The following is a 13,604-nucleotide window of genomic DNA, read 5'->3' as shown; positions in this document are numbered from 1 at the left end:
AGTGTGCCCGGGCGATACTTGCCGAAAAAGCCCTGTATTGGCGAAATACTTTTGATATAACGTCAATGATGAAAACCACACTCGACGAAATGCAGGTCTTTATCGCCGTGGTCGATAGCGGGTCGATCACCGCTGCCGCCGACGTGCTGGGACAGACCATTTCCGCCACCAGCCGGACGATGACCCGGCTGGAAGAGAAGCTGCAGACCACACTGATGCGACGGACCACGCGCCGGCTGGCGCTGACCGAAGAGGGCAAGGCCTACCTGGAACAGGTGCGGCGGATCGTGGCGGCGGTGGAAGAAACCGAAGACCTGATGAACGTGCGCCGCAACCAGCCGGCCGGGCTGCTGCGGGTGGACGCCGCATCGCCTTTCATGTTGCACGTGATCGCGCCGCTGGTGCCCGGCTACCGCAAGCGCTATCCGCAAGTGGAGCTGGAGCTCAACAGCAACGAGGGCAATATCGACCTGTTGGAACGCCGCACGGACCTGGCCATTCGCATCGGGCGGCTGAAGGATTCGTCGCTGCACGCGGTGCCGCTGGGCGCTAGCCGCGTGCGTGTGCTGGCCAGCCCCGGCTACCTGGCCGCGCAGGGCACGCCAAAGCGGGTGGCGGATCTGGCCTCGCATACGTTGCTGGGCTTTTCCCAGCTGGAATCGCTGAACGAATGGCCGTTGCTGGACAGCGACGGCCAGCCGCTGCACGTCAAGCCCGGCGTGCGCGCCTTCAGCGGCGAAACGTTGCGGCAGCTGGCGTTGAACGACGGCGGTATCGTCTGCCTGTCGGATTTCATGACGCGCGGCGACCGCGCGTCGGGCGCGTTGCAGCAGCTGCTGGTCAAGCAGACGCAGGACGTCCGGCAGCCGATCAACGCGGTCTACTACCGCAACACCGCGATCTCGTCGCGCATCAAGTCGTTCATCGATTACGTGGTGGAGACGATCGGCAAGGACGGCTTCTTGGAGCCCGCCTCGCGGTGAGAGATGTGTCCATTGGCGACATCGCCGGTGTGGGGCAACGGGGCAACCTTATACTGCCCCCGTTTATTTTCCAGGTCCCCGAATCATGAGCATCTTCTCCCGCTTTTTTGGCCGCAAGGAAGAAACCACGGACGCCCGCGCGCTGTCCGCCAACCCGGCCATCGAGAACCCCCTGAGCCTGCAGGTGCTCTTCAACGCGCCGCTGGCGGTCGCCGAAGACACGCTGACGGCGGCGCTGCGCGCCTATCATCCCTCCATGGGCGAGGCGCGCGCCGAGATCGCGCCCGACATGCCGGAATTCCTGGGCCTGGCAGGCTGGGACAAGCACGTGGTGCGGATGGTGGGCTTCAATGCGCCCTATCCCAAAGACGCACTGGAAGCCTGCGTGGCGCCCGCGCACTACCCGGCCACGGTGAAGGACGAGATTCGCGGCCACGCCAGCCACATCATTCTTTACTACGCCGGCTTTGAAGAAGACCCGTTGGAGCAATACGTGGCGCTGGCCGCCGCGGCGGGCGCGCTGACGGGCTTTGGCGCAATGGCGGTGCTGAACGAGCATGCGCGCGCGTCGTTGCCGGCCGGCGTGTTCGATGCCGAATCGCTGGGCGAAGAAAGCCTGGACCTGCTGCGCACCTTGCCGCTGAACATGCTGTATTGCGGCTTCGTGAAGTACGAAGTCGAAGGCGTGGACGGGGTGTGGATGCGCACGTTCGGCGGCGACGTGTTCGGCTTGCCCGATTTCGCGGCGCTGGCCGACGGCCACCACGAAGGCGAGACCTACTCGAACATGTTCAACAACATCATGGGCTACCTGCGCGAGAGCGGCGCAGAACTGGCTGCCGGCCATACGATGCAGATCGGCGAAAACGCCTACATGAAGCTGCGCGAACCGAGCAAGGAAGAGTATTTCCTGGACGGTCCGGGCCAGGTGCTTGTGGCGGAAATCATCACGGCCGACCAGATCAACCAGCCGGAATAAGCCGCAGCGCGCCGCCTACAGCAGCCCCGCGCTGCGGGCACGCGCCACGGCCTGGGTCCGGCTGTCCGCGCTGAGCTTGACGTTCAGATGGCGCAGGTGGGTGCGCACGGTGCTTTCCGAGACGAATAGCTGCTGGGCGATGGCGCTGTTGGAGTGGCCTTCGGCCAGCAGGCGCAGCACGCGCAGTTCCTTCGGCGTCAGCGCTTCCGCGCCATCGACGGCCGCTGCGGGCGCGACGGACTCGGCTTCGATGGGCGCCTGGGCCTGAAAGCGTGCCCACCAGTCGCGCGCGCCGTCGGACGCCATGGCGGCGCTGCCCGCGGCCGTGGCGACATGACGGTGGATCAGGCGATGCAACAACACGCCTTCGTCCACCAGCACCCGGCACAGGCCTTCCGCTTGCGCCGTCGCGATCACCGCCGCCAGTTGGTCGCCGGCCTTCGCTTCTTCGCCCGCCCGGTCCAGCGCCACCGCGCGAAACAGCTGCAGCTTGTAGGCGCGGCGCACGCGCCGCGTGGCTTCAGCCTGGCTGATGTCCTGATCCAGCTGGCGCAGCGCGGTAGCAGGGTCGCCTGCGTAGGCCTCCCATCGCAAGCGGCCAAGCCGCGGCGTCAGCAGATCGTTGGCAGGTAGTCGCAACGCTTCCACCCGGGTCCACAAGTCAGCATCGTCGGCGCGCCGCAGTTCGTCGCGCGCGGCCTGCGGATGCCCTTGCAGCAACAGCACGCGCGCGCGTTCAACGCGGGCGCTTGCCGCAATGCGGGGCAGGCGCCGCTGGTGGCCCAGATATTCCAGTTCGCCCAGCAAGTAGAAGGTCTGCTCGACATCGCCGTCGTAGAACGCCACGCGCGACAGCATCAGATAGCCCATGATCAGATGATCGGGGTGCGCCACGTCGCGGCCCAGCGGCACATACACCTGCAATAGCCGCGCGGCTTGCGCCAGGTCGCCCGTTTCGTACACCCATGCCGCATACAACACGCCGGCCCAGGCGTTGCCGTTGGCCTGGCCATAGGCGCCGTTGCGGGTGGCGCGCACCGCCATGCGAAAGCGCGCGCCGGCCTGCCGCATGCGTCCTTCCTGCAGATCGATAATGCCTTCCACCGCCTCGGAGTACATCAGATTGAATGTGCCGGCTGCGCCGCCTTGCGCGCGGCGCGCCGTGTCCAGCAACACGCGCGCTTCGTGATACCGGCCCAGTACCGCCGCGACGTTGGCCATGGCGTTGGCCAGCGCCGTCTCGGTAAACGACAACGTGCCGCCCAGGGCCTGGATGCTGGGCATGCCGATGGCGTAGGCGTCTTCTTGCCGATCCATCATCGACAACAGCAGCGGCTGCAGCGCGCGCACATGCGCCTGCACACCGGGATCGGCGCTGCGGGCGAGGCCCAGCTCTTCCAGTTGTTGCGAGGCCTCGCTAGGGCCGCGCGTAAAGCACGTGGCCCATATCTGCACTGCCAGCAGATGGGGCCGCGTGGCCAGCACCGTGGGCGGGACTTGCGTGAACCACCGCGCCAGCAGCCGCATGCGGCCCTCGGCCAACAGGGCGTCCGCATGCGTCTGCAGCAGCGACAAGGCGCGCGCGAAGTCGCCGCCGTCGATGGCGTGGTCGATGGCGGGAACGGGCCGGCCCTGTTCGTCGTACCAACGCGAAGCGGCCAGATGCAGCCGTGCGATGTCGCCGGGCGCTTGTGCCCGCAACTGCGATTGCAGGTAGCTGGCGAACAGGCTGTGATAACGGTAGTGGCGCGCGTCCGTGGCCGAACGCGTCAGCAGCACGTGGCCGTGTTCCAGCTGCGCAAGCAGCCGCGCGCAGTCCAGGTCCGGCAGCAGCGCCTGGCATAGCGGCGCGCTTAGTTGCTTGAGCAGGCTGGTGTGCAGCAAAAAGCGCTGCAGCTCGGGCGGCTGGCTGGCCAGCACGTCTTCGGCCAGATAGTCGGCCACGGATTGGTCGCTGCCCGAAAAGCGTTCGATAAAGGCGGCGGCGGACGGCTGGCGCGACAGGCTGGCGCCGGCCAGGCATAGCGCCGCGATCCAGCCTTCGGTCTTGCGATGCAGCTGGCCGACCTCGGCAGGCGTCAGTGCCGGCAGGCGGCGCGCAAAGAAATGGCGCGCTTCGTCCACCGAAAAGCAGAGCTGCGCGGCGTCGATCTCCAGCAGCTGGTTGGCGGCGCGCAGCCGCCCCAGCGCCAGGCCGGGCGTATGCCTCGACGCGATCAGCAGGCGGCCGTGCGCGGGCAGGCTGCCGATCAGATCCTGCACCAGGTCCAGCACGGCGGGCGCGGTGATGGCTTCGAATTCGTCCAGGATCAGCGCAAAGGGCGCGGACTGCGATGCGACGGCTTCGACCAGCGCCAACGCCAGCGCGTCGTCCGGCCCGTTGCCTTCGCGCAGCGAGGCCGCGGCATTACCCGACAGCGGACCCAGCGCCGCCGTCAGGCACCGCAGGAACCGCGACAGGTCGTTGTCGGCGCGGTCCAGCGTCAGCCACGCCGTGCGCATGGGCCGCGCCTGCATCAGCGCCTGGCATTGCGCCAATAACGTCGTCTTGCCATAGCCGGCCGGACCGCGCGCCACGACGACCTTGGGGCCGTCCGGGCGGCAGATCTGTTCGCATAGCCGCTGCCGCGCGATGTGGTCGCCATGAGCCGCCGGCGCGCTGAACTTGCCGCTGGCCTGCGCGTGTTCCACCGAATACGAATGACGCATGAGCTGCCTGTGGGACGAAGGGTCTATGCAGTGCGGCATCGCCCCGGGTTAACCCGCGTGGAACTGAAAAATCGTCGCTTTGGACGAAGGCGAAAACGCGTGCCTACGATACAAAAGGACGCTCCCCAGAGCAATACGCCGCATAGACGGCGCAAACCGATAACGGAGACAAGTCATGGCAATTCTGAAACTGACGTTCGCGCTGGCGGGCGCGGCCCTGGCCGCTGGCAGCGCGCAGGCGCAACCCGCGGCGGGCCCCGTGAAGATCGGCGTCATGGCCGATATGAGTTCAGCGTATTCGGACATCGGCGGCAAGGGCCTCGTTGAAGCGGCGCGCATGGCGGTACAAGATTTCGGCGGCTCGGTGCTGGGCAAACCCATCGAGCTGGTGTTCACCGACGGGCAGAACAAGGTTGACGTGGCCAGCGCGGCCGCGCGCCGCTGGATCGACCAGGACGGCGTGGACATGATCACCGATTTGCCCACGTCGGCGTTGGCGCTGGCCATCAGCGAATTGGGGCGGGAGAAGAAGAAAGTCGTCATGGTGACCAGCGCGTCCACCTCCGAGCTGACGGGCAAGGCGTGTTCGCCCTACACCGTGCACTGGACCTACGACACCTATGCGCTGGCCAACGGCACGGGCGCGGCGGTGACTGACCAGGGTGGCAAGAACTGGTACTTCCTGACGGCGGATTATTCGTTCGGCTACGCCTTGCAGGGCGACGCGTCGGCCGTCATCGAAAAGAAAGGCGGAAAGGTGCTGGGCGCGGTGCGCTCACCGTTGAATTCGCCGGATTTCAGCTCCTACCTGTTGCAGGCGCAAAGCTCCAAGGCGGGCATCATCGGCCTGGCGCTGGGGGGCAACGACGTCATCAGCGCCATCAAGCAGGCGGCTGACTTCGGCATCGGGCGCCCGGGCAGCCCGCAAAAGCTGGTGGCGTTGCTGGCGTTCCTGTCAGACGTGAAGTCCATCGGCTTGCCACTGGGGCAAGGCTTGCTGCTGACCGAGGCCTTCTACTGGGATCAGACCGACGCCACGCGCGCCTGGTCGCAGCGCTTTCAGGACAAGATGGGCCGCAAGCCCACCATGACGCAGGCGGGCACATACGGGGCCGTCACGCACTACCTGAACGCCGTGAAGGCCGCAGGCACCAAAGACGCCGACGCCGTCATGGCGAAGATGCGCGAGACGCCCGTCAACGACTTCATGACTAAAAACGGCACGCTGCGCGTGGACGGCCGCGTCGTGCGCGACATGTACCTGTTCCAGGTGAAGAAGCCCGAAGAATCCAAGGGCGAATGGGACCTCTACAAGCAGGTCGCCGTGATCCCCGGCGACGTGGCGTTCCGCCCGCTGGACAAGGGCGGCTGCGCGTTGGCCAAATCCGCCGGAGGCGCGGAATGATCAGTTACGACGTCGCGGCATTCGGCGAACCGCTGGCCCGTAACGAACGCCCGACGCCGGCCCCCGCGGGTGCCCAGGTGTTGTTGCGGGTGTTGGCGGCGGGCGTGTGCCACACCGATATCCATACATGGGAGGGCGCCTACGATCTGGGCGGCGAGAAGCGCCTGCGCATGGCGCAGCGCGGCGTGACGCTGCCGCTGACGCTGGGCCATGAAACCGTGGGCGAAGTCGTTGCGGCTGGCCCCGATGCGCGTGGCGTGCGGCCGGGTCAACGCTTTCTGGTCTACCCGTGGATCGGTTGCGGCGAATGCAAGGTGTGCCGCCGTGGCCGCGAAAACCTCTGCGCCGCGCCGCGATTTCTGGGGATCTTCCGGCCGGGCGGTTATAGCGATCACATCATGGTGCCGGACGCGCGCTATCTGGTCGGCATCGGCGACCTGCCGCCCGCGCAGGCCGCGCCCTATGCCTGTTCGGGGCTGACGACGTACAGCGCCATCCGCAAGATCCCGGCCGAAGTGCTGGCCGAAGAGACCGTGGTGGTGGTGGGCGCCGGAGGCCTGGGCTTGATGTGCGTCACCTTGTTGTGCGCCCTGGGTTGCCCGAACGTCGTGGTGCTGGAGCCCGACGGCGCGCGCCGAGGCGCGGCGTTGGCCGCGGGGGCGCATGCGGCAGTGGATGCCCGCGCGCCGGATGCGCTGGATCAGGTGCGGCACGCGGCCGGCGCCGTCTGGGCGGTGATTGATTGCGTGGGCGCGGCGACGACGGTGCAGCAAGGCATGGACCTGCTGACCAAAGGCGGGCAGTTGATCCTGGTGGGCCTGTTCGGCGGTGAACTTACCGTGTCGCCCGCGCTGATCCCCATGCGAGCCATCAGCATCGAGGGGTCCTACATTGGAAACCTGGACGAACTCAAGGCGCTGATGGCGCTGGTGCGCGAGCGCAAACCCCGCGCCATTCCCACGGCATGCCGGTGCCTGGACGATGCGCAATCCGCCCTGGCCGACCTGGCCGCGGGGCGCGTCGTGGGACGGCTGTTACTTACCCCTGGCTGGCTCGACGCCGATGCGGCCTTGATCCCTTCTTCACAGGCAATTCACCCATGACGTTGAATCTGGATTCCGATTACACGATGACGCTGGACGGCCGCGGCGAGTCTTCCGCGCAGACCTTCGATGTGTTGAACCCCGCCACGGAGGCACGCATTGCCACGGCGCCCGACGCGTCGCTTGAGCAATTGAACGCCGCGATTGCCGCCGCGCGCGCCGCGTTCGCCCCATGGCGCGACCGGCCCATCGCCGAACGCCAGCAGGCCTTGCGGGCGATGGCGGACCGCCTGGAGGCGCATGCCGACGGTTTCATGCGCCTATTGACGCGCGAACAGGGCAAGCCGCATGCGGACGCCAAGTCGGAAGTCGGCCGGTGCGTCGTGTGGCTGCGCGAATTCGCCGCGCGGGAGCTGCCCGTGGACCGCTATGACGACGGCGCGGGTCATCTGTTTGAAACGCGGCGCGTCGCGATCGGCGTGGTGGCGGCGATCTCGCCCTGGAATTTCCCGATGACGCTGGCCATCTGGAAAATCGCGCCCGCGCTGCTGGCGGGCAACACGGTGGTGCTCAAGCCTTCGCCGTTCACGCCGCTGACGTCGCTGAAAATGGGCGAGCTGTTCCGCGACGTATTGCCGCCCGGCGTGCTGAACGTGATCAGCGGCGGCGACCGCCTGGGGCCATGGCTGACCGAGCATCCGGGTATCGACAAGATCGCCTTCACGGGGTCGACGGTCACGGGCCGCCGCGTGATGCAAAGCGCCTCGGCGCGTCTGAAGCGCGTGACCCTGGAATTGGGCGGCAACGACGCCGCCATCGTGCTGCCCGATGTGGATGTTAAGGACACGGCCGCCAAGCTGTTCTGGGGCGCGTTCCGCAACTCGTCGCAGTATTGCCTGGCCACCAAGCGCCTGTACGTGCATGAATCCATCTACGACGCCTTCGCCGACGCGCTGGCAACGGTTGCCGCCGGGGTGGTGGTGGGCGACGGCGCGCAGCCCGGCACGGGGTTGGGCCCCATCCAGAACCGGGGCCAATACGAGCGCGTGAAGGAACTGATCGCCGATGCCCACCGCACCGGCGTGCGCTTTCTGGCGGGCGGAGAGGTGCCGGAGGGCAAGGGTTACTTCGTGCCAGTCACCATCTTGGACAACCCGCCCGACGATGCGCGCAGCGTGGTCGAAGAGGCGTTTGGTCCGGTGCTGCCCTTGCTGAAGTACCGCGACATCGACGAGGTCGTCCGCCGCGCCAACGACACCGAGTATGGGTTGGGCGGGTCGGTCTGGTCCCGTGATGTGGCCCGGGCACAGGCAATTGCCCGCCGGCTGGAAACCGGCACGGTGTGGATCAACCACATCCATGTCATGTCGCCGAACGTGGCCTTTGGCGGCCATAAGCAGTCCGGCGTGGGCGTGGAGAACGCGTTGGACGGACTGCTGGAATACACCAACGTGCAGACGGTGTCGGTGCTGGCCTAGGCGCTTATGCCGCGCAGCGGCCGGCGGGGCGGTTGCGGCAGACGCTTGGCCACACTCGCAGGGCCAGCGCCGCGGCCGCCGCGCCGGTCGCCACCAACGTAACGCCCGTCCAGCCCCATTGGGCCAGCGCCAGGCTGCCCAGCGCGCCGCCGGCGGCCATACCGATGAACACGCCCGTCATCAAAATGGCGTTAAGGCGGCTGCGGGCGGCGGGGTCGATACCGTAGACGATGCTTTGATGCGCGATCAGCGACGTCTGAATGCCCAGGTCGAACCCGATGGCGCTGCCCGCGATCAACCACAGCGCGGCATGCGCCGGCAACAGCGGCAACAAGAACATCGCGGCGAACGACACCATGGTCAGCCCCGCGCCCAGGCTGGCGACGGCCTGCGGACCCCGCGTGTCGGCCACCCGGCCGGCCAGCGGCGCGGCCAAGGCGCCCGCCGCGCCGGCCAGGCCGAACGCCCCTGCGGCGCCTGCGCCCTGGTGGAACGGCGCGCCGTGGAGCATCACGGCCAGCGTCGACCAGAACGCGCTGAAGCCTAAAGACAGCAAGCCCTGCGCCATGGCGGCGCGGCGCAGCGCAGGATGTTGGCGCCACAGGGTCGCAAGCGATCCCAGCAAAGCGCGGTAAGCCAGTTGCGTCGTGGGTACGAAACGCGGCAGGCCGCGCCAGAGCGCCGCGCCCAGCGCCACGATGGTCGCGGCTGCGGCGACGAACATCGCGCGCCAGCCGAATTGTTCGGCCACGAAACCGCTGACCACCCGCGAAAGCAGGATGCCCAGCAGCAGGCCGGTCATGACGGTGCCGACGATCTTGCCCCGTGATTCGGCGGGCGCCAGGTGGGCGGCGGCCGGCACGATGTCTTGGGCCAGCGTGGCCGACAGGCCCACGGCGAAGCTGGCCGCCAGCAGCAGGCCGATGGACGGCGCCACGGCGGCCGCCAGCAGCGCCAGGCTCAACACCGCTGCCTTGATCAGAATGATGTGCTTGCGGTCATGGCGGTCGCCCAGCGGCGCCAGCAGCAGGATGCCAAAGGCATAACCAAGCTGTGTCAGCGTGGGAATCCAGCCCAACGTCGCGGCGCTGGCGTCGATGTCCGCGCCCAGCACGCCCAGCATGGGTTGGCTGTAATACAGGGACGCAACCGCCAGGCCAGCGCCGACGGCAAGAAGAAGAACCAGGCTGCGGGACAGGGCAGCGGGAGAAGTCCGGGAGGTCATGTTGGCTATCCGAGGGATCAGGTACGGAACGGATTCTGGGCGCCGCGCCCGGGTTTTGGTAGCCGATCCCAAGGTACATCCGTTATACGATAGACGTATGACCCCCTCTGCCCTGAACGCCGCGGCCGGCACCGACCGCCTCCTGCTGATTGAAACTTTCGTGCGCATCGTCGAGGCGGGCAGCCTGTCGGCCGCCGCCGCGCAGATGGGGGGCACGCAGCCCACGGTCAGCCGGCGCCTGCAGCTGCTGGAACGCACGATGGGCGTGCGGCTGCTGCAGCGGTCCACGCATGCGATTCGCCTGACGGAAGACGGCCAGCGCTGCTACGAGCGCGCCAAGGACCTGATCGCCACCTGGCAATCATTCGAAAGCGAGGTGCGGGGCGCGGGCGATGAACCCATCGGCACGTTGCGCGTGGTGGCGCCGCATGCGTTTGGGCAGGATCAGTTCGTGGAGCCGCTGGCAAAGTACCTGCAGCAGTATCCGAACATGCGGGTGGAATGGCTGCTGCACGACCGCATGCCCGACCTGATCGCCGAGAACGTGGATTGCGCGATTCGCGTGGGGGCGGTCACCGACCCGTCGGTGATCGCCGTTAAGCTGGGCGACGTTCCGCGCATCGTCGTCGCGTCGCCCGCCTTGCTGCAAGGCGCGCCGGTGCCGCAACAGCCCGCCGAACTGGCGCGCCTGCCCTGGTTGGCGCTGCGCACGTTTTATCGCACCGAAGTCAGCTTGACGCATTGCGGGTCGGGCGATTCGGAGCGTTTCGGTATTCAGCCCCGCCTGTCCACCGATGGCTTGCATGCGCTGCGCAAGGCCGCCGTGCTGGGATTGGGCGTGGCGCTGGGGTCGGCCTGGGCCATGCAGGAAGATCTGGCGGCGGGCCGGCTGGTGCATCTGGCGCCGCAATGGCAGGCGGACCCGTTGCCGGTGTCCCTGGTCTATGCGCCCTCTCGTTTCCAGCCCGCGCGGTTGCGCCGCTTCATCGAAACCATGCGCGAACACCTGCCCATGGAATTGGCCGGCGGTTGACACACGCTTCGCAGCGTTATTGAAACAAACGGGTCTGCCGATGCGGATTCGGCGCCCCGGCCGCCTTCCTACGAGGCTTTGGCGCTATCCGACGCTTGCACCGCTTCATAGACCAGCGTGGCCAGCGTCAGGTCTTCCAGTGCGCTGCCCACCGCCTTGAACACGGTGATCTCTTGCGCGTTGCGCCGGCCCGGACGTTCGCCTGTCGTCAACTGGCGCAAGTCGCCCTGAATGGCCTCGCGCGTCAACACGCCGGCCTCGAAGGCGGACAGCAGGTCGCCCGATTTGGTGGGCGCTTCGTCGGTATCCACATAGACCGTCGTGCCGTCGAAGCAGGCGGCATCGGTCTCGCGCATTTCAGGTTTGAAACTGCCGATCAGGTCCAGGTGCGTGCCGGGCCGCAGCCACGCGCCCTGGATCAGCGGCACGGTGGACAGGGTGGCGCAGCTGATGATGTCCGCTTGGCGAACGGCCGCTTCCAGGTCGGTCGTGGCCTGGGCGTCGAAACCCTGTTCGCGCAAGCCTTGCGCCAGCGCTTCGGCGCCCGCGGCCCGCACGTTCCACACCCGCACGCGCTGGATGGGGCGCACCGTGCGCATGGCCTGCGCCACCAGCCCGGCGATGCGGCCCGAGCCCACGATCAGCAGCGTGCCGGCGTCCGGGCGGGCCAGGTAATCCGCGCCCAGCGCGGCGGCGCCGGCCGTGCGGTAGACGGTGACGATATCGCCGTCCACCTGGGCGATGGGTACGCCGGTCGTGGCGCTGTACAGGTTGTACGTGGCGTGCAGGCCCGGCAGGCCCAAGTGCGTGTTTTCGGGAAAGATGTTGATGATCTTCACGCCAAAATAGCCACGGTCGCTCCAGGCCGGCATGATCAGCGACGTGCCATGGGCCGTGCCGGACTGGATGGCGTGGACATGCCGCCCGGGCACGGTCGCGCCTTCGCGGAACGCGTCGCGCAAAGCCGGGATGACGGCGTCGAAGGACAGGGCGTCCCGGGTCTGTTCCGTGTCGATGAAGCGCATGGAGTCACTGCCTGAAGGAGGTCAATCAATCGAAGGGCCGCAGGCAGTCTAGCACCGCGCCTATTCGATCGGCGCCGCCGGCAGCGGGTCGCCCGCGCCCGTGCGCTCGGTGATCAGCTTGTAGTGCTGCGGGCTGCGGTGCTTGGCGAAATTGAAGACGTGGTCGCGGAACAGCTGGCCCATTCCCAGGTCGATCTTCGCCGTGATGACTTCGTCTTCTTCGCCGCTCGCGCGCGCCACGATCTCGCCGGAAGGCGCCACGATCATCGAACTGCCAATCATGTGGTGGCCGTCTTCGTGGCCGCACTTGGCGGCGGCGCCGACCCACACCGCGTTCTGGTAGGCGCTGGCTTGCAGCACGATCTCGTGCGTGGTGGTGCGCAGGTGCGCCGGCTCGTTCCAATGGATGTTGAGCGACGGCGTGTTGTAGCCCAGCACGATCAGTTCCGCGCTTTGCAGCGACATCACCCGGTACGTTTCCGGCCAGCGCCGGTCATTGCACAGGCACATGCCGATCTTGATGTCGTTGGTTTCCCAAACGCCGAAGCCCAGGTCGCCCACTTCGAAGAACTTCTTCTCCAGATGCTGGAAGGGCGCGCCGATCTTATGGTCGGAATGCCCCGGCAGATGGATCTTGCGGTACTTGCCGATAATCTTGCCGCCGCGGTCCACCAGAATAGCGGTGTTGAATTGGCGGCCTTCCGGCGTCAGTTCCGCATAGCCGAGATAAAAACCGATGCTAAGTTCGCGTGCGGTGTCGAACAGCGGCTGCACGTCGGCATTGGGCATCGCCTTTTCGAAGAAGCGGTCCACGGCCTCGGCGTCGTCCATCCAATAGCGCGGAAAGAACGTCGTCAAGGCCAACTCGGGAAATACAACGAACTCCGCCTGGCGGGCAGCGGCCTCGCGCATCATCTCGACCATTCGGCGGACCACGGCGGCGCGGGTGTCGGCAAGGTTCACGGCGCCCATCTGGGCGACCGCCAGGCCCATTTTGCGGGCGGGGGTGGCGTGGCTCATGGTGTCAATCTCCATAAAATTTCAGCCTTCAAGCATGCATGCGCGTGCCGAAATTCGATAGCGCAGGGGACGCCGCCGCGTCACGGGACAGCGCGCGCGCCAGCTGCGGCTAACGCGCTGATTGCATTGACGTTTTACGGAAATGGCTAGCTTGCGTCCGGGCGCGGGCATAACGCCAGCTGATGGACGGCATGCAAAGTTCTATATAGGGTTTACCCGCTTTTTTTAACGCCGCGACGGCGGCCTAGAACGCTTTGAACGTCTTCAGGTGGATGCTGGTTTCGGTGGCCGAAATGCCTTTCAGCGTGCGCAGGCGGTCCAGCACTTCGGACAACTGCTCGATGGTGGGCACGCGCAATTCGGCCAGCAGGTCCCAGCGGCCGTTCGTGTCGTGCAAGCCGGCAACGCTGGGTTCGCCCATCAGCAGGTTCACGATCTTGCGGGTCTCGTGGCCTTCGACGGCGATGCTCATCCAGGCCACGATGTCTTCGGTTTCGACTTCGGGGCGCAGCCGCACGGTATAGCCCACGATGATGCCCCGCTCTTCCAGCTTGCGGATGCGGTTGTCGATGGTGCCGCGCGAGACATCCAGCTTCTTCGCCAGCGTGGCGACGGATAAGCGGGCATTGGCGCGCAATAGGCCCAGCAGGCTCTGGTCTAGCGTGTCCATTGTGAAAAATGCTAAATGTTGCTGACGTAATGCC

At 66.8% G+C, this 13,604-nt stretch carries 11 protein-coding genes; 6 read left to right on the top strand and 5 right to left on the bottom strand.

Annotation, left to right across the window (positions count from 1 at the left end):
- The first annotated feature begins 68 nt into the window (after window positions 1–68).
- Together ACI0FO_RS18970 and ACI0FO_RS18965 are read left to right on the top strand one after the other, a co-directional pair.
- Window positions 69–983: a LysR substrate-binding domain-containing protein gene (locus tag ACI0FO_RS18970; protein WP_416029296.1), complete on the top strand. Its 915-nt coding sequence runs from the start codon at window positions 69–71 to the stop codon at window positions 981–983.
- Window positions 984–1,068: 85 nt separating this feature from the next.
- On the top strand, window positions 1,069–1,962 hold the full coding sequence (locus tag ACI0FO_RS18965; RefSeq protein WP_416029090.1) for a DUF4261 domain-containing protein: 894 nt from the start codon (window positions 1,069–1,071) through the stop codon (window positions 1,960–1,962).
- Between the two features lie 15 nt (window positions 1,963–1,977).
- Here ACI0FO_RS18965 and ACI0FO_RS18960 read toward each other — a convergent pair whose 3' ends face one another.
- Window positions 1,978–4,671, bottom strand: coding sequence for a LuxR C-terminal-related transcriptional regulator (locus ACI0FO_RS18960; protein WP_416029088.1), 2,694 nt, complete (start codon window positions 4,669–4,671; stop codon window positions 1,978–1,980).
- A gap of 175 nt (window positions 4,672–4,846) precedes the next feature.
- Here ACI0FO_RS18960 and ACI0FO_RS18955 point away from each other — a divergent pair, with 175 nt between their 5' ends.
- From ACI0FO_RS18955 to ACI0FO_RS18945, 3 genes are read left to right on the top strand one after another with little or no spacing between them, the layout of a single operon-like run.
- Window positions 4,847–6,076: an ABC transporter substrate-binding protein gene (locus ACI0FO_RS18955; RefSeq protein WP_416029086.1), complete on the top strand. Its 1,230-nt coding sequence runs from the start codon at window positions 4,847–4,849 to the stop codon at window positions 6,074–6,076.
- Window positions 6,073–7,179, top strand: coding sequence for an alcohol dehydrogenase (locus ACI0FO_RS18950; protein WP_416029084.1), 1,107 nt, complete (start codon window positions 6,073–6,075; stop codon window positions 7,177–7,179). Before ACI0FO_RS18955 ends, ACI0FO_RS18950 begins: the two co-directional genes overlap by 4 nt.
- Window positions 7,176–8,597: an aldehyde dehydrogenase family protein gene (locus tag ACI0FO_RS18945; protein ID WP_416029082.1), complete on the top strand. Its 1,422-nt coding sequence runs from the start codon at window positions 7,176–7,178 to the stop codon at window positions 8,595–8,597. Before ACI0FO_RS18950 ends, ACI0FO_RS18945 begins: the two co-directional genes overlap by 4 nt.
- A gap of 4 nt (window positions 8,598–8,601) precedes the next feature.
- Here ACI0FO_RS18945 and ACI0FO_RS18940 read toward each other — a convergent pair whose 3' ends face one another.
- Entirely contained in the window at window positions 8,602–9,822 is a 1,221-nt protein-coding gene (locus tag ACI0FO_RS18940; RefSeq protein ID WP_416029080.1) for an MFS transporter, read from the bottom strand.
- 97 nt (window positions 9,823–9,919) lie between these two features.
- Here ACI0FO_RS18940 and ACI0FO_RS18935 point away from each other — a divergent pair, with 97 nt between their 5' ends.
- Window positions 9,920–10,855: a LysR family transcriptional regulator gene (locus ACI0FO_RS18935; protein ID WP_416029078.1), complete on the top strand. Its 936-nt coding sequence runs from the start codon at window positions 9,920–9,922 to the stop codon at window positions 10,853–10,855.
- A gap of 68 nt (window positions 10,856–10,923) precedes the next feature.
- On the opposite strand, the gene ACI0FO_RS18930 is transcribed toward ACI0FO_RS18935, so the two are convergent.
- The 3 genes from ACI0FO_RS18930 to ACI0FO_RS18920 form a co-directional block, all read right to left on the bottom strand.
- Window positions 10,924–11,880 carry an ornithine cyclodeaminase family protein gene (locus tag ACI0FO_RS18930; RefSeq protein ID WP_416029076.1) on the bottom strand — a complete coding sequence of 319 codons (957 nt, stop codon included), beginning with the start codon at window positions 11,878–11,880 and terminating at the stop codon, window positions 10,924–10,926.
- A 60-nt stretch (window positions 11,881–11,940) separates the two neighbouring features.
- A complete protein-coding gene (locus tag ACI0FO_RS18925) occupies window positions 11,941–12,873 on the bottom strand; it encodes an N-carbamoyl-D-amino-acid hydrolase (RefSeq protein WP_416029294.1) in 933 nt (310 codons plus the stop codon).
- Window positions 12,874–13,144: 271 nt separating this feature from the next.
- Window positions 13,145–13,570 carry an Lrp/AsnC family transcriptional regulator gene (locus ACI0FO_RS18920; protein WP_006226764.1) on the bottom strand — a complete coding sequence of 142 codons (426 nt, stop codon included), beginning with the start codon at window positions 13,568–13,570 and terminating at the stop codon, window positions 13,145–13,147.
- Window positions 13,571–13,604 lie beyond the last annotated feature (34 nt).

Source organism: Achromobacter marplatensis (genome assembly GCF_049060505.1).
Classification (GTDB): domain Bacteria; phylum Pseudomonadota; class Gammaproteobacteria; order Burkholderiales; family Burkholderiaceae_B; genus Achromobacter; species Achromobacter marplatensis_A.
The sequence above is the reverse complement of the archived record's forward strand: the minus strand, read 5'-3'. Positions and strand labels throughout refer to the sequence as shown.

Coding starts and splice junctions, on each gene's coding strand:
- ACI0FO_RS18950 (WP_416029084.1), top strand. CDS start 6,073: ATGATCAGTTACGACGTCGCGGCATTCGGCGAACCGCTGGCCCGTAAC.
- ACI0FO_RS18940 (WP_416029080.1), bottom strand. CDS start 9,822: ATGACCTCCCGGACTTCTCCCGCTGCCCTGTCCCGCAGCCTGGTTCTT.
- ACI0FO_RS18965 (WP_416029090.1), top strand. CDS start 1,069: ATGAGCATCTTCTCCCGCTTTTTTGGCCGCAAGGAAGAAACCACGGAC.
- ACI0FO_RS18970 (WP_416029296.1), top strand. CDS start 69: ATGAAAACCACACTCGACGAAATGCAGGTCTTTATCGCCGTGGTCGAT.
- ACI0FO_RS18925 (WP_416029294.1), bottom strand. CDS start 12,873: ATGGGCCTGGCGGTCGCCCAGATGGGCGCCGTGAACCTTGCCGACACC.
- ACI0FO_RS18960 (WP_416029088.1), bottom strand. CDS start 4,671: ATGCGTCATTCGTATTCGGTGGAACACGCGCAGGCCAGCGGCAAGTTC.
- ACI0FO_RS18935 (WP_416029078.1), top strand. CDS start 9,920: ATGACCCCCTCTGCCCTGAACGCCGCGGCCGGCACCGACCGCCTCCTG.
- ACI0FO_RS18945 (WP_416029082.1), top strand. CDS start 7,176: ATGACGTTGAATCTGGATTCCGATTACACGATGACGCTGGACGGCCGC.
- ACI0FO_RS18920 (WP_006226764.1), bottom strand. CDS start 13,570: ATGGACACGCTAGACCAGAGCCTGCTGGGCCTATTGCGCGCCAATGCC.
- ACI0FO_RS18930 (WP_416029076.1), bottom strand. CDS start 11,880: ATGCGCTTCATCGACACGGAACAGACCCGGGACGCCCTGTCCTTCGAC.
- ACI0FO_RS18955 (WP_416029086.1), top strand. CDS start 4,847: ATGGCAATTCTGAAACTGACGTTCGCGCTGGCGGGCGCGGCCCTGGCC.